Raw genomic sequence first — 21,779 nt, 5'->3', positions numbered from 1 at the left:
ATCGCTGAAGCGCTAACGCTTTATAATTCGCATTGAATTCAATGCAAGCTACAAGCAAAGTCTATTCCTCTAAAAATTTCGTATCATTAATGTAGTTAAGCTATCCACACTAAAAATTATTGAGCTCTTAAAGATGGCAACAACTTTGAAGAGCTTTTTTTTGAGGCTTGATTTTTGCACAGGTAAAGATTGTTTCCTCGTCTAGTACTCTTAAAAATTCTGTGGTAATATGGTGGTTAAGAAAACCTTTTCTAAAATTATTATGAAGATCCATTAGGAGGAAAAAGTATGATGTATGGTGCAATTGAAGCAGGCGGAACAAAATTTGTCTGTGCAGTAAGCGATAAACAGTTAGAGATAAAAGAACGTGTAAGTATTCCCACTACTACACCAGAAGAAACCCTTAAACAAGTTTTTGACTTTTTTGATCAATACACATTAACTTCTATTGGAATTGGATCTTTTGGACCAATTGATGTTAATGAAAAATCAGCTACATATGGATATGTAACTTCAACTCCAAAAATGGCATGGAAGAATTTTGACTTCTTAGGATCAGTTAAACAGAGATATGGTATTCCAGTTGCTTGGACGACAGATGTAAATGCAGCCGCTTACGGAGAACTTAAAAAAGGAAGCGCGCAAGGAATGGAAAGCTGTCTTTACCTGACAGTTGGTACCGGAATCGGCGGCGGAGCTGTTGTTGATGGGAAAGTACTAAGCGGTTTTGGTCATCCTGAAATGGGACACCTTTTAGTCCGCATGCACCCTGATGATGATTTTGAAGGCGTTTGTCCTTATCATGGGAATTGTTTGGAAGGTGTTGCTGCAGGCCCAGCTATTGAAAAACGCTATGGAAAAAAAGGACATGAGTTAGCAGAAGATAAAAAAGTCTGGGAGATAGAAGCGTTCTATTTAGCACAAGCTCTAGTGAATTATACATTGATTCTTAGCTCTGAAAAAATTGTTTTGGGCGGAGGGGTTATGAAACAAACTCAATTGCTTTCTATGATTAAAGAACAATTTACTCAATTGATGGCTGGTTATGTTGCGACTCCTTCTTTAGATGAGTACATTGTAACTCCAGAACTTGAAGATAATGCAGGAATAACGGGTTGCTTATTGATGGCTATTGAAGAAAAATAATGAGTAAAGATCAAAGAGACTTAAGGTGATAAGATGGTGACCATAAAAGATATCGCTCATAAAGCAGGGGTAGCTAAAAGTACAGTTTCCAGGTATTTGAACGGCGGATCCGTTAGTAAAAAAACGAAAGCCAAGTTAGATCAAATCGTTAGTGAAACCGGATATGCACCGAATACTTTTGCACAGAGTTTAAAAGCGAAAAAAACAAAGATGATAGGTACCATCATTCCTCGACTAGATTCCTTTGCAACAAATACGATATTAGCGAGTATAGATGAAGAATTAAGAATTAAAAACTATCAATTAATTATTACAAATACAAACCAAAGTGTTGAACATGAAGTTGAAAATATTTATACTTTGGCTAAACAAAAAGTAGATGGCATCATTTTATTGGCGACGGTTGTGACTCAAGCACATAGAAAAGCAATCGCAGATGTCAATATTCCCGTTTTGCTACTGGGTCAATCTGCAGATGGATTAAATACGATTGTTCATCAAGAGTATGAAGCTGGGTTTAAAATGGGAAATTATGCAACTAATTTAGGGCACAAAAACTTTTTGTACTTTACCGTTCTTGAAGAAGATGAGGCAGTAGGACAGTTGAGATCGAAAGGCGTTTTAGATGCGTTGAAAGGCTCTCTTGAGACGACTGTCGAAGTAGTTGAAATAAGTTTTTCCTTTTCAAAAGCTTATGAGAAGGCGATGAGTGTATTGACAGAAACAACGGCGACCTATATTTTGTGTGCAACTGACAATATCGCATTAGCCGTTATGAAAGCTGCGCACACATTAGGATTAACGATTCCAGAAGACTTCTCATTGTCTGGATTTGGTGGTTACGAAGTTACATCGATTGTTACACCAACTATTACAACTGTAAAATACCCATATGAAGAATTAGGTTCAGTTTCAGTGGCAAACCTCATTGATTTAATTGAAGGTGAAGATAAAGTGATCACTATTGAACTGCCCAATCAGTTGATTGCTAGAGAGTCGACTATTCCATTAATAAAAACTCCTTAATTTTTTATTGAGGAGTTTTTATTTTCGTTTATGAATTGAAATGAAATTAATATTATTGTATAAAGTTTAATTAGTGTTTTTTTAGTGAAAAAATTTACTAAAAAAACGCCGTCTGCTATCATTTTGTTTGAAATCTCTTATCTTTAGGCTATACTGATAGGAGATACAATTAAGAAATCAGGAGTGTGAAAGAAATGGCGACTATAAAAGATGTTGCACTGGAATCCGGATATTCTATCGCCACTGTTTCGCGGGTATTAAACAATGACCCAAAATTATCTGTTGGGGATGAAACGAGAGAAAAAATATTTGAAGCAGCTGATAAATTAAATTACCGAAAAAAAATAGTGCAACCCCAAGTAAAGAACATCGCTTTTCTTTATTGGCTGACAGATAAAGAAGAACTGGAAGATGTTTATTTTAAACAAATACGTTTAGAAATTGAAACACTAGCTAAAAAAAACAATATTGAACTGACAACTTATAAGATTACTGAAGGAATCAAAAGTATACCAACTAATATTGAAGGTTTTATAGCTATAGGTGGATTTTCTTCTAAAGAACTAGCTTACTTAAGGAAATTGACATCTTGTGGTGTATTTGTGGATACTGCCCCAGATCCTGATCATTACGATTCGGTCCGGCCAGATCTTATACGTATAACTGAACGAGCAATTGACTTCTTCATTGATAAAGGTCATACAGAAATTGGGTTTATAGGTGGAAATTATCATAATCCTGATACAGATGAAGATGAAATGGATATTCGAGAACGGAAATTTAGACGTTATTTAGAGAATAAAAACTTATTAAATGAAGAATATATCTTTAGTAAACGTAGATTCTCTGTAGCATCAGGTTATGAACTAATGAATCAAGCAATCAATGAACTTGGAGATAACTTGCCTACTGCATTTTTTGTTGCGGCAGATCCAATTGCTGTTGGTTGTCTACAAGCATTAAATGAAATTGGGGTAGCTGTTCCTGATCGTGTGAGCATGATTAGTATGAATAATATCAGTGTAACAAAATATATTTCACCTCCATTAACTACCTATGCCATAGATACTCATGAGATGTGCAAAAATGCTATTGAACTATTATTAGAACGAATTATAGAAAAACGCCGAATTGTAAAAACTGTTATTTTAGGCGCAAATTTAATTATTCGAAAAAGCACCTAACAGTCACTTTTAAGCCCGTTATTCTCTTTACTTTAAAAAGAATAACAGGTTATTTTTTTGTGAAAATGTTTTACTAAAATTAATTTGTAAAATAGTAAAATATTTTATTTACTATTTTTATGATTTGTGATATATTATCTTCAGAAAGCGGTTGCACTTTTTTTAGATGTAAACCGTTTTAAAAAATGGTTGAGGGAGTGTTTAAAGATGGGAAAGTATAAAAAATTTATTAGTTTAATTGGAGCTATTACACTGGGGTTAACGTTAGCTGGTTGTGGGCCAAGTGAAAGTGCAGGTACTGAATCAGATACAACTAATAAAAATAATAATGATTATGATTTACTTATTTGGGAAGATATAGAAAAGTCCGAAGGTATTGAAGAAGCTGTTGCAAAATTTGAAGAAGAAAATGATGTGAAAATTGAAGTAGTAGAAAAAGCATATGCTTCTCAAAATGAAGATTTACGTCTAGATGGACCAGCAGGAACGGGTCCTGACGTTGTTACTATTCCAGGAGATCAAGTAGGGACTTTGGTAACTGAAGGATTGTTAAAAGAGTTAGAAGTTGGAGAAGATATTCAATCTCTTTACACAGAAGCAGCTATGCAATCACAAATTGTAGAAGGTAAAGTGTATGGATTACCTAAAGCAGTTGAAACGACTATTCTTTATTATAATAAAGATATCATTGCTGAAGAAGATGTTCCAACTGATATAGATGGTTGGTATGATTTGTCTAAGGAATTAACAAAAGGAGATAACTATGGATTGCTAGCTTTGTGGGATCAAATTTATTATGCACAAAGTGTTTTAGGAGGCTATGGAAGTTATGTCTTTGGACAAGATGCCGATGGAAATTATGATGTGTCTGATATCGGTATAAACAATGAGGGAGCAATTGAAGGAGCAGAACAGATTCAAAAATTCTATAGTGAAGGGTTATTTCCAGCAGGTTTAATCGGAGAACAAGGAATTAGCGTTTTAGATTCTCTTTTCTCAGAAGGAAAGGCAGCTGCTGTTATCTCAGGACCTTGGAATTTAGGGCCATATAAAGATGCTGGAATTAACTATGGTGTAATGGCATTACCTAAACTTTCAAATGGTGAAAATATGAGTTCATTTATTGGAGTGAAGAGCTATAACGTTAGTTCATATTCTGAAAATGCAGAATTAGCACAAGAATTTGTAACATTCCTAGCAAATGAAGAAAATTCAAAAGTTCGCTATGAGAAAACGTTAGAAGTACCTGCTGTGCAGTCTTTAGCTACTGATCCTAAAGTATTAGAAAATGAAAGTTCGCAAGCAGTGGCAGAACAATCTCAATATTCAGAATTAACACCAAGTATTCCTGAAATGAATGAAGTTTGGACACCTGTAGATTCAGCTCTACAAACCATTGCAACTGGAAAATCTAAACCTAAAGAAGCTCTAACACAAGCAGTTGAAACGATAAAAGGACAAATAGAAGCAAACCATAGCGGGAATTAACAATTAAATTAACAGTAGAAAAATGGGATGGAAAAATAAACTTTTCTAATTGAAGAAGAGTTGTCCCATTTTTTTATTTTAATAATAAAAGAGGGTGAAAATATTGGAACACCGAAAAGTAGCTACAACGTTATCCATTATTCCAGGAATAGGTCAATTTTATAACAAACAGATTGTTAAAGGCTTAGTATTTTTAATTGGTGCAATTGCCTTTGGTGTAGCTTTTGCAGATTTATTGAATATGGGATTTTGGGGATTGTTTACATTAGGAACTGAAGTACCTCGAGATAACTCTATTTTTCTTTTAGCTGAGGGTATTATTGCCATTATAGTAACGGTATTTGGCGTTGCATTGTACTACATAAATCTAAAAGACGCCTATACAAATGGAAAATTACGCGATGAAAAAATGCCATTAAATTCAATCAAAGAACAATATCATCAGTTGATTGATCAAGGATATCCGTATGTTATCAGTGGACCAGCTTTATTCGTCTTAATTTTCGCTGTTATCTTTCCAATTTTATTTAGTTTTGCATTAGCTTTTACAAACTACAATTTGTATAATTCACCACCGGCAAATTTAGTTCAATGGGTAGGATTAGACACGTTTAAAAACATTTTTACCGTTGATATTTGGCGTTCGACTTTTATAGATGTTTTAGGATGGACAATTGTATGGACTGTTGTTGCTTCAACTTTGCAAGTATCAATAGGGATATTTATGGCTGTTCTAGTCAATCAAAAAGATTTACGTTTTAAAAAAATCATTCGAACAGTACTAGTGTTGCCATGGGCAGTACCGGGGTTTGTAACTATTTTGATTTTTGCTGGAATGTTCAATGATAGCTTCGGAGCAATCAATACGACTATTCTAGCTGGTTTAGGACTTGATGCTATTCCTTGGATGACAAATGCGAACTGGACAAGGATCGCGCTCCTAATGATGCAAGGTTGGCTAGGATCTCCATATATTTTTGTTGTGACTACAGGTGTGCTTCAATCTATTCCAGAAGATCTGTATGAAGCAGCTACGATTGATGGAGCCTCATCTTTTGGTAAATTTAAACACATTACCTTGCCATTACTATTGACTTCTATCGCTCCAATTATTATTACGCAATACACATTTAACTTCAATAACTTCAATATTATCTATCTCTTTAATGGTGGTGGACCAGCAGTTCCAGGTTCAACTGCAGGGGGAACAGATATTTTAGTCTCTTGGATCTATAAATTAACTATGCAATCTAGCCAATATTCTTTGGCTGCTGCACTAACGATTTTACTCTCTGTCTTCGTTATTACGATTGCGTTGTGGCAATTTAGACGAACTAGTTCATTCAAGGGAGGCGAATAACTATGAGTAATGCAAAAAGACAAAAATTCACTCGTTTATTTTTTACGTATTTAATTTTAGCTATTGTAATGATAGCGATTATCTATCCATTGCTTTGGACAGTTGGAGCGAGTTTTAATCCCGGAAATAGTCTAGTGAGTACAACTCTAATTCCAAAAAATCCAACTTTAGATCATTATAGAGAGTTATTTATGGGAAACAAAAATTTACCTTATGTACAGTGGTATATGAATTTAATGAAAATTAGTGTTTTTACTATGATTTTTACGGTTATCAGTGTTTCGTTTACAGGTTATGCTTTTTCAAGATTTCGATTTAAAGGAAGAAAGAATGGCTTAACGCTTTTTCTATTATTACAAATGATTCCCCAATTTTCAGCTTTGGTTGCCCTATATGTATTAGCTCAAATGCTAGGATTAATGAACAGTCATTGGTTGCTAATCATTCTATATACAGGAGGGCAAATCCCAATGAATACTTATCTAATGAAAGGATACATGGATTCCATTCCAATTGATTTAGATGAAAGTGCCCGAATGGATGGCGCAGGTCCTACTCGAATATTTTTACAAATAATCATGCCACTAGCAAAACCAATGTTAGCAGTAGTTGCAATGAATGGATTTACTGGACCGTTGGGAGACTTTGTATTGTCTTCAGTAATCTTGAGGAGTACGGAATCGTATACTCTTCCAATTGGATTATTTAACTTAGTAAAAGACGTGCAAGGAGGAAGCTATACAACCTTTGCCGCTGGAGCTATATTGATTAGTATCCCAGTAGCGATTATCTTTGTTCTATTGCAAAAAAACTTTGTTGCTGGTTTAACTGCTGGAGGAACAAAAGGATAGTAGAGATTTAAGCAAAATAAAAACTTACACATACTAAAATTAGGTCTGTTAATCAGAAAGGAGCGGTAGGTATATGAATGAGCGAACGAAAAAGCAAGTAACTAAAGCAAATTTTTTACTGCATGGAGGGGATTATAATCCAGATCAATGGTTGGACTATCCAGATATTTTAGCAGAGGATTTAACTTTAATGAAGTTAGCAAATACGAATACGTATTCTATTGGTATATTTGCATGGAGTGCTTTGGAACCTGAAGAAGACACGTATACTTTTGAATGGATGGATAAGATCATTGAGGATATTCATCAAAACGGAGGCAATATTATTTTAGCAACACCAAGCGGAGCGCGTCCTGCTTGGATGTCAGAAAAATATCCTGAAGTATTACGAGTAAATGAAAATCGCCAAAAACAACTTCAAGGAGCAAGACACAATCACTGTTTTAGTTCAAAGGTTTATAGAGAGAAAACACAAAAAATGAATCAAAAGCTGGCTGAACGGTATGGAGATCACCCAGCATTGATTATGTGGCATATATCCAATGAATATGGGGGAGAGTGCCATTGTAATCTCTGTCAAGAAGCGTTTAGAGAGTGGCTGAAGAAAGAATACAATGGAGACTTAAAAGCATTAAATGACGCTTGGTGGGGCCCTTTTTGGAGCCATACATTTACTAGCTGGTCTCAAATACAATCTCCTTCCCCTATTGGAGAAGATGCAGTACATGGATTAAACCTAGATTGGCGTCGATTTGTTACAGACCAAACAATCGATTTTTATGAAAATGAAATTGTTCCTATGAGAAAGCTGACGCCTGAAATTCCGATAACAACAAACTTTATGGCAGACACTACTGATCTGATTCCATTCCAAAGCTTAGATTACAGTAAGTTTGCTAAACATGTTGATGTTATCAGTTGGGATGCTTATCCTGCTTGGCATAACGACTGGGAAAGTACTGCTGAACTAGCTTCAAAAGTGGCCTTTATTGATGATTTATACAGAAGTTTGAAACAACAGCCTTTCATTCTACTGGAATCCACTCCAAGTGGTGTAAATTGGCACCCAGTAAATAAAACCAAAAGACCAGGGATGCATTTACTGTCTTCTATGCAAATGCTAGCTCATGGATCAGATAGCATTATGTATTTTCAATGGCGTAAATCAAGAGGATCTTCAGAAAAATTTCATGGAGCAGTTGTAGATCACGATAGAAGTCCAGAAAATAGAGTGTTTAAAGATGTATCAGATGTAGGAGCAATTCTCAAAAAATTAGACAATGTTGTAGGCAGTACGCGTTCAGCGGAAGTTGCTTTTTTATATGATTGGGAAAGCAATTGGGCATTAGATCATGCACAAGGTTTTGGATTAGAAACAAAACGATATCCACAAACTATCCAAAAACAATATCACTCATTTTGGGAAAGAGATATTCCCGTTGATGTGATCACAAAAGAACAAGATTTTTCAGCTTATAAATTATTGGTAGTACCCATGTTGTATTTAATGAGTGAAGAAACCATCAACCAGTTAAAATCATTTGTCTCAAATGGAGGAATTCTCGTTTCAGGCTATATGACTGGTTTGGTTGATGAGCATGATTTAGCTTACTTAGGAGGTTGGCCTGAGCAATTACAGGAAATTTTTGGAATGAAACCTTTGGAAACTGATACACTTTATCCTACAGATAAAAATGAAATTCAATATAAAGGGGAAAATTATCTTTTAAAAGAGTACGCTACTATAATAGAGGTTGAGGATGCAACGGTTATAGGCACTTATCAGGAAGATTTTTATGCTCATACTCCAGCTATTACGAAGCATGCTTATGGAAAAGGTGAAGCATACTATATTGGTGGGCGATTAGAGCATAGTTTTTATGAAGACTTTTACGGTCAAATAATAGAAGAGCTGAATTTGAAACCAAAATTATTCATTCAGCATGATAAAGGAGTATCCGTTCAAACTCGTCAAACTGAAGAAGAAGATATTACATTTGTAATGAATTTTTCAGAAAAAGAACAAAAAATTAGCTTAACAGAAACAGTAAATGATCATTTGAATGGCACTAGTTTATCTGGTGAAGTTACTTTAGAGCCTTATGGTTTTAAAGTGTTATCTAAAAAAATAAAGTGAAATATAAACTAAAACCAATCCTATCTTAGATAAACGGAGATAGGGTTGTTTTTTTGATAAATACATCACTATAAAAAAATAGAATTAGAGCACTATCAAGTATTTAAAAGTATAAAGTAATTTTGTAGACAAATTAAATGAAATCGGTTAAACTAAAAATAGAAACCGGTTCCAAAAAAGAGAAGGAGGAAAAGTCATGTCGAATAATAAAGAAATAGCAAAAGAAGTTATTGCAGCAGTTGGTGGAAAAGAAAACATTCGTTCTGTAGCTCATTGTGCAACTAGATTAAGGATTATGGTAAACGATGAAAATAAAATAGATAAGAATACAGTAGAAGGCATTGAAAAAGTAAAAGGTGCATTTTACAATTCAGGACAATTTCAAATCATTTTTGGAACCGGTACCGTTAATAAAGTTTATGAAGAAGTTGTTGGTTTAGGTGTCAATGAAGGATCAACGGGTGAAATGAAACAAGAAACAAAAAAACAAGGGAATTTATTCCAACGAATAATTCGTACATTTGGTGATGTGTTTGTTCCTATTGTTCCTGTCTTAGTTGCAACCGGATTGTTTATGGGATTACGAGGATTGTTAACACAAGAACAAGTTTTAGCCGTTTTTGGAATGGTACCAGCAGATATTAGCCCTAATTTTTTATTATACACTGAAGTGTTAACGGATACAGCATTTGCGTTCTTACCAGCACTAGTTGCTTGGTCTTCATTTAAAGTATTCGGTGGTTCTCCCGTTATTGGTATTGTATTAGGACTAATGCTTGTTAATCCTGTATTGCCAAATGCTTATGCTGTAGCAGGAGGAACAGCTGATCCTATTACGATGTTTGGGTTTATTCCAGTCGTTGGTTACCAAGGAACAGTATTGCCGGCCTTTATTGCTGGTTTTGTAGGTGCAAAGTTGGAAAGATGGCTTCGGAAATATGTACCTGAAACATTAGATTTATTGATTACGCCATTTGCGACATTATTGATCATGAGTATCTTATCGTTATTTGTTATCGGACCGGTCTTCCATTCTTTAGAAGAAGTTGTACTAAATGCAACCATTTGGATATTAGGATTGCCATTTGGTTTGGCTGGTTTAGTCCTAGGTGCAATAAATCAATTGATTGTTGTAACCGGAATTCATCACCTCTTCAATTTCTTAGAAATTCAATTATTAGCAAACACGGGTGTGAATCCGTATAACGGAATTATTACAGCCAGTGTTGCAGCACAAGGTGGAGCAACATTAGCAGTAGCGATGAAAACAAAATCTAAAAAATTAAAAGCATTAGCATACCCATCTACTTTATCTGCTTTCTTAGGGATAACGGAGCCAGCTGTATTCGGGGTAAATTTACGTTACGTTAAACCTTTTGTCTTTGGACTAGTTGGTGGTGGAGTCGGTGGTTTCTTTGGAGACTTAGTTGGATTGGAAGCAACCGGTATGTCTCTAACCGTTATTCCAGGAACATTGCTTTACTTGAATGACCAAATTCTTCTGTATATTTTGGGTAACGTTATCGCGATCGCGGTGGCATTTACATTAACTTATTTATTTGGTTACAGTGATAAAATGAGAGAAGAAATTGAAGGCTGAAAGGACGTATAGATTTATGGAACAAAACAATAAAATGGAGCAATATGAGTTGGCCTATCATATTCGGCCACCTCATGGATTGCTAAATGATCCAAACGGACTCGTTCATTACAAAGGTGTTTATCATGTCTTCTATCAATGGAATCAAACGGATACAACACACCAGTCAAAAAGTTGGGGACATATGACAACGAAAGATTTTATCCGTTGGGAGACTTATCAGCCAGCGCTGAAACCTATTGATTGGTATGATAAAGACGGATGCTACTCTGGTAGTGCCGTTGTTTTTGAAGAAAAATTGTATCTATTCTACACTGGAAACGTTCGAGGAGAAGATGGAGAACGCAAAAGCTATCAATGCTTAGCTATTTCAGAAGATGGTATCCATTTTGAGAAGAAGGGACCAGTTTTAGAGCACCCAATAAAAGGTTATACTGCTCATGTTAGAGATCCAAAAGTTTGGCAAGGAATAGATGGCAACTGGTGGATGATCTTAGGAGCACAAAAAGAAGAAACCTTAACGGGTGATGCATTAATGTACCAATCTACTAATTTAATCGACTGGACTCTAACTGGATCGTTGTTGGATGAACCACTCTCATTAGGGTACATGTGGGAGTGCCCTGATATCTTAAAATTTACTGATAAAGATGTATTTTCATTTTCTCCGCAAGGTTTAAAAGCGGCAGGAGAAAAATACAATAATATTTACCAATCTGGTTATTTTACAGGGAAATTGCATGATGGTAAATTTGTAAAGGATGATCAACCCTTTAAAGAACTGGATCATGGTTTTGAATTTTATGCGCCACAAACCTTTAATGATCACGCTGGACGTACGATTCTATATGGATGGGTAGGTGTGATGGAACCAGAAGTAGAAGCAGCTGTGCCTACTAGAAAGAACGGCTGGTTGCATGCCTTGTCGATTCCGCGAGAGGTAAAATATGAAAACGGAAAACTTATCCAATACCCTATTGCTGAAACAACTCATTTAAGAGAACCAAATCCTGTAGTAAGCAAAAGTATCCAAGATGAAAGCATTATGTTAACTTCACTCCAACAAGATATTCTTATTGAGTGGAGTTCTGCAGCAACGGATTTTGTTATCCATTTAAGAAATGAAATTGAGATCCACTATCGAGCAGTAAACAAAAAAATAACCGTTATTCGAACAAATTGGCTGACAAATAATAAAGAAGAAAGAACAACCTTTTTAACAAATGATTTGATAGAATTACGGTTGTTGATTGAAAGTTCAATGGTAGAGATGTTTTTGAATAAAGGAGAAGAAGTGTTTACGTTAAGATATTTTACAAACGAAACGAGCCATTCATTTAACTTTAAGTATTTAAATAAAAAAGTAGAAAAGACCATCACTGGATATACTCTTCGTTCATTTATAGTGAAAGATAAGAGTTAAATAAAAAACCTCTCAAAAGAAATTTTTTTGAGAGGTTTTTTTATAGAATAAAGTAATTTATTATTCATTTAGCACGAATTCAGTTACAATAATAAGAGGATGAGTTAAAGGGGGAAATCAAATGGCAACATACAAACGTCTGCCTAAACATATTGGTATTATTCCAGATGGTAATAGACGATGGGCTCAAGAAAATGGTTTTAAAAAGCAAGAAGGTTACAAATTTGGTATAGAACCTGGATTAGAATTGTATCATCTTTGTTTAGAATTAGGTATCGAAGAAATGACCTTTTATGGTTTTACTGTAGACAATACCAAACGTCCAGCTGAACAAACGAAAGCTTTCCAAAAGGCTTGCGTAGATGCAGTCAATAAATTGAAAGACAGAGATGCTGATCTGCTGGTTGTTGGAAATACTAATTCCCCACTGTTTCCAAAAGAATTACTCCCCTATACTAAACGGACTAAATTCGGAAAAGGATTAATGAAAATCAACTTTTTAGTGAATTATGGCTGGAATTGGGATTTAAACTATGGCATAAAAAAAAGCGATTTTGATTCTAAGCAAGATTTTACAAAAAATATTGCATCTTCAGATATCTCAAGAATGGATCTTATCATACGTTGGGGCGGCAGAAGAAGATTAAGTGGATTCTTACCAATCCAATCGATCTACTCAGATTTTTATGTAGCTGAAGAAATGTGGCCGGATTACAATCTCAATCAAGTTCATGCAGCACTGCAATGGTACCAAGATCAAGATATTACATTAGGTGGATAAAAAGATGAAAGTAAATTAAAATAAGATAGCCCTTATTAATTGGGTTATCTTATTTTTTGAGAATAAATTAAATTAAGGAGTCACAATCCATGTATCTTGCAGATTACCATCATCACACAGACAATTCATTTGATTCTCAAGCACAAATGAATGAAGTTTGTAAACAAGCCATAAGAATTGGATTGGATGAAATTTGTTTTACTGAGCATTTTTCCGTAAACCCTAAAGCCCCAACGTATGGTCATATGAAGTTTAACCGCTATTTTTCTCAGTTAGAAGAATGTCGTGAATTATTCGGGGACGAATTAGTGATAAAAGCTGGGATTGAATTATGCGAACCGCATTTGATGAAAGAAGAATACAAAGAAGCGCTAACTTACTTGGAACTCGATTTTATTATGGGTTCAGTTCATAATATCAAAGAAGAAAAATTACGCACATTCATGGTAAATAAAACGAAGGAAGAAATCTATCAACAGTATTTCGAAGAAGTTTATGCAATGGTTGCTGAAGCTGATATTGATGTGATTGCACATTTAGACTTAATTAAGCGTTATGCAGTAGAGTCGGAGGGCAATTATGATTTCATTACTTACAAACCTATTATCGAACAAATATTACGCAAAGCGATTGAACGTGGTATTGGAATTGAAATCAACACATCTGGATTAGCAAAAAAAGCTTTACATGAAACGTTACCTTCAATGGAAGTTTTACGGTTATATCATTCATTAGAAGGAAAGATTTTAACGATAGGATCGGATTCGCATTTTTCAGAAACAGTAGGGTCAAATCAAGAAATAGCTATTGAGATGGCAAAAGAAGTTGGATTTGATGGGATAACTGTATTTGAAAAAAGAATTCCGAGTAAAATTTATTTCTAATAGGTATAAAAAGCGAAATTAACCTTGATGGGTATTTTCGCTTTTTATTTTTAAAATATAGCGCTAACATCTTGTAATATTCCTTTTATAAATGTATACTTGTTTTATGTAAAAGACTAGACAATTAGTCTGGTTGTGAAGATAAAAAAAGGAGTGTTTGACATAATGAAGTACGAATTTCCAGAAGGATTCTGGTGGGGATCTGCAGCTAGTGGACCGCAAACAGAAGGCGTTTTTGAAGGCGATAACAAAGGGGATAATATTTGGGATCATTGGTACCGTGAAGAACCAGAAAAATTCTTTAACCAAGTAGGACCAGAGAAAACTTCTTACTTTTATGAAAAATATAAAGAAGATATTCAATTAATGAAAGAAACAGGGCATACAACATTTAGAACTTCTATTCAATGGAGCCGTTTAATTCCGAATGGCACAGGAGAAGTCAATCAAAAAGCTGTTGAATTTTATAATGATGTAATCAATGAATTACTTGCAAATGATATTGAACCCTTTATTAACTTATACCACTTTGATATGCCTATGAAGTTGCAAGAAAAAGGCGGTTGGTTAAATAGAAAAACAGTAGATGCTTATGTAGAATTTGCTGAAAAATGTTTCGAATTATTTGGTGATCGAGTTAAAAAATGGTTTACACATAATGAACCTATCGTACCAGTTGAAGGTGGATACTTATACCAATTCCATTATCCCAATGAAGTGAATATGAAAAAAGCTGTTCAAGTGGCTTATCATGAAGTGCTTTCAAGTGCTAAAGCGATTAAAGTTTATCATGAAATGAACTTAGACGGAGAAATTGGGATCATTTTAAACTTAACACCAAGTTATCCAAGAGATGAAACCAATCCTGAAGATGTAAAAGCAGCAAAACTTGCTGATGCATTCTTTAATCGTTCATTCTTAGATCCTTCAGTTAAAGGGGAATTCCCAACAGATTTAGTTGAATTGTTGAAAGAAATCGATCATTTACCAGTTATCGAAGAAGGCGATTTAGAAACAATCAAAAATAATACGGTCGATTTGTTAGGTGTTAACTATTACCAACCTCGTCGAATCAAAGCGAAAGAATCATCAGAAAAACTTGCTGATGGTCCTATGCCGGATGATTATTTTGACAATTACATCAAACCTGATCGTAAAATGAATCCATACCGTGGATGGGAGATTTACGAAAAAGGGGTTTACGATATTTTAACGAACTTGAGAGAAAACTATGGTAATATTCGTTGCTACATTTCTGAAAATGGAATGGGTGTAGAAGGTGAAGAAGCTTATATTAATCCTGATGGAAGTATAAAAGATGATTACCGTATCGAATTTGTAAAAGATCATCTAATATATATGCATCAAGCAATCCAAGAAGGCAGCAATGTACAAGGTTACCATATGTGGACATGTATGGATAACTGGTCATGGACAAATGCTTATAAAAACCGTTATGGATTCATAGCTGTTGATATTGAAAATGAAGGAAAAAGAACAGTGAAGAAGAGTGGGCGTTGGTTTAAAGAAATATCTGATGCTAATGGTTTTGATTAACTAACAGATAAAAAAGTGCAGTTTCCAAAAGGGAATTGCACTTTTTTTAAATAAGTTCAGTTTTTTTAAATAAAAGACTAGACATATAAAAATAAAAATGATATTATTCATATGTAATCGATTTCAATTAATTGATGAAACTAAAAAGAGGCCTATTTTTAGTTTGTTTTACAAAGTGTTACGTATTTATTTCATTTAGAAAATAAGAACAGAAAAGAGGAATACCAGTGAATGGATTTATTGATATGCTTGGTGAAAAATTACTTCCTATTGCCGGAAAATTAGGCGAAAATCGTTACCTTAAAGTTTTACGTGACGCATTTATGCTTGCTTTTCCAATTACCATGTTTGGTTCGATTGTAGTTGTATTAAATAACTTGCCATTTTTCAGTGATGCTACTAAAGGTACTTTGGGAAACTTGTTCGGTAATGGGCAAAATGCTACAATGTCAATTATGACCATTTTTGTTACGTTTGGTATCGGTTATTATTTAAGTAAATCATATGATGTCGAAGGTATCTTCGGTGGAGCGGTATCATTAGCTTCTTACTTGATTTTGACACCGTTCTCAATGTTAACTGAATCAGGAGAAGCAGTACCTGGTGTGTTAGCTCTAGACCGTCTTGGTGCAAAAGGAATGTTCATTGGTATGATCGCAGCCTTTATTGCAGCTGAGATATATACACGTGTTGTAAAAAAAGGTATTGTTATTAAAATGCCCGATGGTGTTCCACCGGCAGTTGCAAATTCATTTGCAGCCTTATTACCTGCTATTATTACTTTAACAACTTTCTTATTGCTTAATGCAGCAGTTATTGGATTCTTCGAAACGAACTTACATGATGTTGTTTATACAGCTATTCAACAGCCTTTAACAGCTCTTGGTAGTGGATTACCAGCTACATTGATCGCAGTATTCTTTGTTCAATTCCTATGGTTCTTTGGATTACATGGTCAAATTATTGTTAACTCAGTAATGGACCCAATCTGGAACACATTAGCGTTAGAAAACCTTGATGCTTACAAAGCTGGTGATGCTTTACCACATATTGTAACTAAACCATTTATGGAAATTTACACTGTTGGTATGGGTGGATCTGGTAGTACATTAATCGTTGTATTATTGTTAGCCTTCATTATGAAGAGCAAACAAAATAAAGAAATCGGTCGCTTAGCTTTAGGACCTGCAATCTTTAACGTTAATGAACCATTGATTTTCGGAATGCCGTTAGTATTAAATGCTTCTATCTTTATTCCTTGGATTCTTGCTCCATTGGTAACAACAGCATTCAACTATGCTATGATGTCTACGGGAATATTCCCAATCCCAACAGGGGTTACAGTACCATGGACAATCCCAGTTGTTATTAATGGAATCATGGCTACAAGTTCAGTAATGGGTGGAGTACTTCAAGTTATTGATATGGCTCTTATCGGAGTAATTTGGTTCCCGTTCCTTAAATTAGTTGATAAAGTAAATCTAAACACTGTTTCTATGGCTGATTAATAAGAGATAAAAAGGCATAAAACAACGAATAAAAAAGAACTTGCCTCTTTAGGTAAGTTCTTTTTTTAGATTAAATTTTGAAGGGAATCAGTCCTTTTTTTATCATAAGGCTAGTCTTATGATTTTAATTAAGCTATGATGATTGTGAGCACAAGAACAAGGAGGTACCACAATGGTAAAGTATGAAGCGATAGCAAATGAAATAAGAAATCGCATTACAAATGGCGAATATAAAGTGGAATCTCTTATCCCAGATCAAGTAACCCTATCAGAAGAATTTAAAGTGAGTAGAATGACTATAAAAAAAGCACTAGATATTTTAGCCATGGAAGGGTTAATTTATCGTCAACGTGGTGCTGGAACTTTTGTGATGAAAAATTCTCCTTTAAATGAAAAAAATGCCGCTGTTAATGAATACGATGGTTTAACAAAACAGATGCAAGGCCATAAGTTAGAAAGTAAAATCATTAAATTTACAGTTGAATTCCCTAGTGAAGAAATGATGGAACATTTGATGATTGAAAAGAGTATGCCAGTATATAATCTAATTAGGCTAAGAATTCTTGATGATAAGCCATATGTTTTAGAACATACATGTATGCCAACGGATTTGGCAGTTGGGTTAACGGAAGACATCATTAAAGGTTCCATCTATAAATACCTTCATGAAGACTTAAATATAACCTTTAGTGGAGCGTTTCGTAAAATTCGTGCAGATAAGTCCTCTAAATACGACCAAGAGTATTTGAATTGTGGTGTTCATGATCCCGTATTAGAGGTCGAACAAATCGTGTACTTAAAAGATGGTCGCCCTTTTGAGCACTCACGTAGTCGTCATCGTTATGATACACGTAGTTTTACGTTTATCGATATGAATCAAAAATTTTAAAAGAATAGAACTCTCAAAGTAAGGGGGAGGAAAAGTGACCAATAATCGTAAAAAAATAGTATTAGACTATTTGAATGAAATAAATAAAGGAGTCACAGCCAAAGATATTGCCTTAGCTTTATCATTGGACCGCGCAAATGTTAGCCGTTACTTGAATGAACTGTATAAAGAAAATCAGCTAGAAAAGATAACTGGACGTCCAGTGTTGTATCAATCAATAGCGGTTAACGAAAATGAGCAAGAAGAATACTCTAAAATGAATGCTTTTTCTCGTTTGATAGGCTATGAAGCTTCTCTAAAAGAAGTAGTCCAACAAGCAAAAGCGGCAATATTATACCCCCCCAATGGATTGCATACGATTATTTTTGGTCAAACCGGAACAGGAAAATCGCTATTTGCAGAATGTATGTACCAATTTGCGATTGAATCGAGAGCGTTGTCTAAAGATGCTCCATTCGTAACGTATAACTGTGCAGACTATGCCCAAAATCCACAATTGCTTTTTGGGCATATTTTTGGTGTGAAAAAAGGGTCTTATACTGGTGCTACCCAAGATCGGACTGGTCTTATTCACCAAGCTGATAACGGCATTTTATTTTTAGATGAGATTCACCGATTGCCACCTGAAGGTCAAGAAATGTTGTTCACATTCATTGACAAAGGGATTTATCGTCCTTTAGGAGAAAGCAATGAAACACACCATGCAAATGTATTGATTATTGGAGCAACAACAGAAAAATCGAATGTATTATTGTCAACGTTCACACGTAGAATCCCAATGGCTATCACCTTACCTGAGTTAAGTGAACGCACAATTGAAGAACGGTATGAGTTGATAGACAATTTTTTGAAACAAGAAGCGCAACGTCTTAAACAAAAAATCATCATTGAAAGAGAAGCTTTATTAGCCTTTATGTTGTATCAACCAGAAGGAAATATTGGTCAATTTCAACGAGATTTAAAATTAGTCTGTGCCAAAGCTTTCTTAAATGTTCGAATGGAAAACAGACAGTCTTTAAAAATTAATCAAAAAGACTTGCCTCTAAAAGTCCAAAAAGGGCTATTATCGATAAAAGAATTGCCTAAGCAAGTGGAACGATTGATTCAGCTAGACCAAGCAGAGTTTACGTACATGCCAATAACGGATTCAACTGACTCTTTAGTTTATCAGCAGAAGGAAAAAGCAATTGTACCATTGATAGAAAAGAATCTATTGAAAACGACAAATGAGAATCTTTTAGAAAATTATCATTTGGACGGATTAGGACATAAAGAACAGAAAACATATTTTAATGAATACGTCAAAACTCTTTCGACCACATCTGATGTACGCAAACACATTATTGATCCAGTATTAAAAGAATTAGTTGAACAAATGTATTCGCTTGCTAAAGAACGGTTGGATCGTACCTATTCTACTAAAATGGAATTTGCTTTTGCTCTACATCTGCAAAGTGCTCTTGAGCGAATAGAGGAAAACCAACGAATTGATTTTCCAAATTTGAATGAGATTCGAAAGAACTACTCGAAAGAATTTCAAATAGCGATCGATCTTTCAGCTATGATTGAAGAAACCTATTCTGTGGAAATTCCATTTGAAGAAATTGGGTTTATCACGTTGTTTTTAACGAAACAAGAAGAAGTTGAAGTGGCTCAAAAACAAGAAGAAATGACAGCAGTTATGGTTTTGATGCATGGGAAAACAACGGCAAGCAGCATGTTGGAAACCGTAAAAGAATTATTAGAAACAACAGTTGGCGTAGCTGTCAATATGCCATTGACTATGAAAGTTCAAGAAATGTACCAGCTAGTACGTCAAACGATTGAGGAAAATAAAGAAGCATACCAACAAGGATTATTGATTTTAACGGATATGGGTTCACTAAATACTTTTGGAAATATGCTAGCAGAAGATTTAAATTTACGAGTTAAAACACTCCCTATGGTGAGTACTTTAGTCGTATTGGAAGCTGTAAGAATGGCAAGTATCGGCCGTACGTTGGAGGAAATGTACCAAAGTTGTCAAACGGTATTAAAAAGCAGTACAAAACAACTAACTCTAGTGGATACAAAGAAAAAGAAAGCCATATTAGTTACCTGTTTTACGGGAGAAGGAGTAGCTAAAAAGCTAGAACAACGTATTCTTCCAGTAGTGGATTCTACAAAAGTGAAAATTATTCCTTTGCAATTTTTACACCGTGAAGCATTCAAGCAACGCATTGATCAATTGATGGAGACATATGATATCAAAGCAATAGTAGGCACTGTTGAATTCGACTATCAGAATATTCCTTTTTATACCACCTATGATATATTTAATGATGAAAAATTACTGTTGCTAAGCAATCAACTAGAAGAAGAACTTCCCATAAACGAAATCATCCAATCGTTAACGGGTACTTTAAAAAAAGTAGGGTCTATCCAACAACTCATGCACTTTTTGCAAAAACTAATCCGACAAATAAAAAATCAATTGAATGTTATGATTCCAGCAGGCGTGGAAACGGGTATGTTGCTGCATTTGGCGTTTTTGATTGAAGGGTTGCAAACAGGTACAATTGTTCGCGAATTTCATGGATTAGAAGTATACGCCAAAAAGAATCGGATGACGATGGATGTCATCAAAGTAACTCTTATTCCCTTAGAAAAACACTATCAAATGGCTATTCCAGAGGATGAGATTGCGTATATTGCACAAATGATTATTGAAAATCAAGTAAAATTGCCTATTTAAAAATACACACTAAAATAGTGTGTATTTTTTATTTGTAGTGTGTAAGTTACGATGAGTAAAGAAAAGGCTTTCTGAATGTGTTTACATTCTACAATATTGGCACGATAATTGCATTATAGTAAGTGTAAAGCAAATAACTTAATGGAGTGATAAATAATGGCAGAAAAAACAATTATGTTAGTATGTTCAGCAGGTATGAGTACAAGTTTATTAGTAACTAAGATGCAAGCGGCTTCAAAAGCTCGCGAAATGGATACAGAAATTTTTGCAGTATCAGCAGCAGAAGCAGATAGAAATATTGAAAACAAAAATATTGACGTTATGTTATTAGGACCACAAGTTCGATTCATGAAAGGTCAATTTGAAAAGAAATTAGCTGGAAAAAATATTCCATTAGACATTATCAATATGCAGGATTACGGTAAAATGAATGGCGAAAATGTGTTGGATCAAGCTCTTAAATTAATGAATTAATCTGTAAGGATTATGAAAGGAAGTTTTTAAAGTGGGACAAACAATAAATATAGAAACAATCATGGGGTTAATTATTCATGGAGGAAACGCTAAAAGTGATGCAATGGAAGCAATCCATGCTGCAAAAACAGATAATTTTGCATTAGCAGCTGAAAAATTAGATGCAGCAGATAAATCTTTAGTGGAAGCTCACCATGCTCAAACGAGTTTATTGACGCAAGAAGCTTCTGGTGAAGAGCTAACCGTTTCTTTATTAGCTGTGCATAGCCAAGACCATTTGATGAATGCTATAACATTTAGAGATATGGCGTCTGAAGTTGTTGACGTATATAAAAAACTTGCAGGAGTATCATTAGACTAAATGCAAGTTCATAGCAAGTCATAAAAAGTCATAAAGATTTCATTTTATGGCTTTTTATGGGTCTATAATTTTTAGTGTTGGTAGATTTCTAAAATTGATTATACAAAATTTTTGGAGGAATAGGGGTTGCTTGTAGCCGTGTAAAAGATTCAATGCGAATTACAGAGCGTTGGCGCTTCAGCGGTTACGCTTTGTTTGAGGCTTGAAAGCCTGAAGATTATAAGCTTCAGGCGGTCTCATGGCTCTATACAAGCAAACCCGTTCATTCCAGAAGAAATCTTAGTTTGATACAACCAACGCTATTTGTCATACAACCCTTTTTATTGTCTGTCGAATGCGTAAAACTGTTTAACAGAAGGTCAAACTAAATCTATAA

At 34.6% G+C, this 21,779-nt stretch carries 16 protein-coding genes and 1 pseudogene; all 17 read left to right on the top strand.

Annotated elements, in window-relative coordinates:
- Positions 1–288: 288 nt before the first annotated feature.
- Positions 289–1,146 (top strand): ROK family protein, encoded by an 858-nt coding sequence (locus tag BLT48_RS06585; protein ID WP_089976430.1) that lies wholly within the window; start codon positions 289–291, stop codon positions 1,144–1,146.
- A 33-nt stretch (positions 1,147–1,179) separates the two neighbouring features.
- Complete coding sequence (locus BLT48_RS06580; protein ID WP_089976426.1) at positions 1,180–2,172, top strand: LacI family DNA-binding transcriptional regulator; 993 nt, start codon at positions 1,180–1,182, stop codon at positions 2,170–2,172.
- A gap of 194 nt (positions 2,173–2,366) precedes the next feature.
- Positions 2,367–3,356, top strand: coding sequence for a LacI family DNA-binding transcriptional regulator (locus BLT48_RS06575; RefSeq protein ID WP_089976424.1), 990 nt, complete (start codon positions 2,367–2,369; stop codon positions 3,354–3,356).
- 207 nt (positions 3,357–3,563) lie between these two features.
- The gene (gene ganS, locus BLT48_RS06570) at positions 3,564–4,844 is read left to right on the top strand and encodes a galactooligosaccharide ABC transporter substrate-binding protein GanS (protein ID WP_089976421.1); all 1,281 of its coding nucleotides are present in this window, start codon (positions 3,564–3,566) and stop codon (positions 4,842–4,844) included.
- Positions 4,845–4,938: 94 nt separating this feature from the next.
- Positions 4,939–6,204 (top strand): carbohydrate ABC transporter permease, encoded by a 1,266-nt coding sequence (locus tag BLT48_RS06565; protein WP_280513125.1) that lies wholly within the window; start codon positions 4,939–4,941, stop codon positions 6,202–6,204.
- 2 nt (positions 6,205–6,206) lie between these two features.
- Positions 6,207–7,055, top strand: coding sequence for a galactooligosaccharide ABC transporter permease GanQ (ganQ, locus tag BLT48_RS06560; protein WP_089976416.1), 849 nt, complete (start codon positions 6,207–6,209; stop codon positions 7,053–7,055).
- Between the two features lie 73 nt (positions 7,056–7,128).
- Complete coding sequence (locus BLT48_RS06555; RefSeq protein WP_089976412.1) at positions 7,129–9,192, top strand: beta-galactosidase; 2,064 nt, start codon at positions 7,129–7,131, stop codon at positions 9,190–9,192.
- Between the two features lie 196 nt (positions 9,193–9,388).
- A pseudogene (locus BLT48_RS06550) lies at positions 9,389–10,768 on the top strand (sucrose-specific PTS transporter subunit IIBC); the annotation flags it as partial.
- A 40-nt stretch (positions 10,769–10,808) separates the two neighbouring features.
- Positions 10,809–12,215 (top strand): glycoside hydrolase family 32 protein, encoded by a 1,407-nt coding sequence (locus BLT48_RS06545; RefSeq protein WP_089976404.1) that lies wholly within the window; start codon positions 10,809–10,811, stop codon positions 12,213–12,215.
- Positions 12,216–12,336: 121 nt separating this feature from the next.
- The gene (locus BLT48_RS06540) at positions 12,337–12,996 is read left to right on the top strand and encodes an undecaprenyl diphosphate synthase family protein (RefSeq protein WP_089976401.1); all 660 of its coding nucleotides are present in this window, start codon (positions 12,337–12,339) and stop codon (positions 12,994–12,996) included.
- 89 nt (positions 12,997–13,085) lie between these two features.
- Positions 13,086–13,880: a histidinol-phosphatase HisJ family protein gene (locus BLT48_RS06535; protein ID WP_089976397.1), complete on the top strand. Its 795-nt coding sequence runs from the start codon at positions 13,086–13,088 to the stop codon at positions 13,878–13,880.
- 162 nt (positions 13,881–14,042) lie between these two features.
- Positions 14,043–15,437 carry a glycoside hydrolase family 1 protein gene (locus BLT48_RS06530; protein ID WP_089978683.1) on the top strand — a complete coding sequence of 465 codons (1,395 nt, stop codon included), beginning with the start codon at positions 14,043–14,045 and terminating at the stop codon, positions 15,435–15,437.
- Positions 15,438–15,664: 227 nt separating this feature from the next.
- Positions 15,665–16,945, top strand: a complete 1,281-nt coding sequence (gene celB / locus BLT48_RS06525) for a PTS cellobiose transporter subunit IIC (protein WP_035020238.1) — start codon at positions 15,665–15,667, stop codon at positions 16,943–16,945.
- Between the two features lie 172 nt (positions 16,946–17,117).
- A complete protein-coding gene (locus tag BLT48_RS06520) occupies positions 17,118–17,834 on the top strand; it encodes a GntR family transcriptional regulator (protein ID WP_035020237.1) in 717 nt (238 codons plus the stop codon).
- A 34-nt stretch (positions 17,835–17,868) separates the two neighbouring features.
- Entirely contained in the window at positions 17,869–20,568 is a 2,700-nt protein-coding gene (locus BLT48_RS06515) for a sigma-54-dependent transcriptional regulator (protein ID WP_089976394.1), read from the top strand.
- 156 nt (positions 20,569–20,724) lie between these two features.
- Entirely contained in the window at positions 20,725–21,042 is a 318-nt protein-coding gene (locus tag BLT48_RS06510) for a PTS sugar transporter subunit IIB (protein WP_035020233.1), read from the top strand.
- 31 nt (positions 21,043–21,073) lie between these two features.
- The gene (locus tag BLT48_RS06505; protein WP_089976391.1) at positions 21,074–21,403 is read left to right on the top strand and encodes a PTS lactose/cellobiose transporter subunit IIA; all 330 of its coding nucleotides are present in this window, start codon (positions 21,074–21,076) and stop codon (positions 21,401–21,403) included.
- Positions 21,404–21,779: the final 376 nt, after the last annotated feature.

The sequence above is a fragment of the Carnobacterium viridans genome (assembly GCF_900102725.1).
In the GTDB taxonomy this organism is placed as follows: domain Bacteria; phylum Bacillota; class Bacilli; order Lactobacillales; family Carnobacteriaceae; genus Carnobacterium_B; species Carnobacterium_B viridans.
This window is presented reverse-complemented; position numbering and strand designations above follow the sequence as displayed.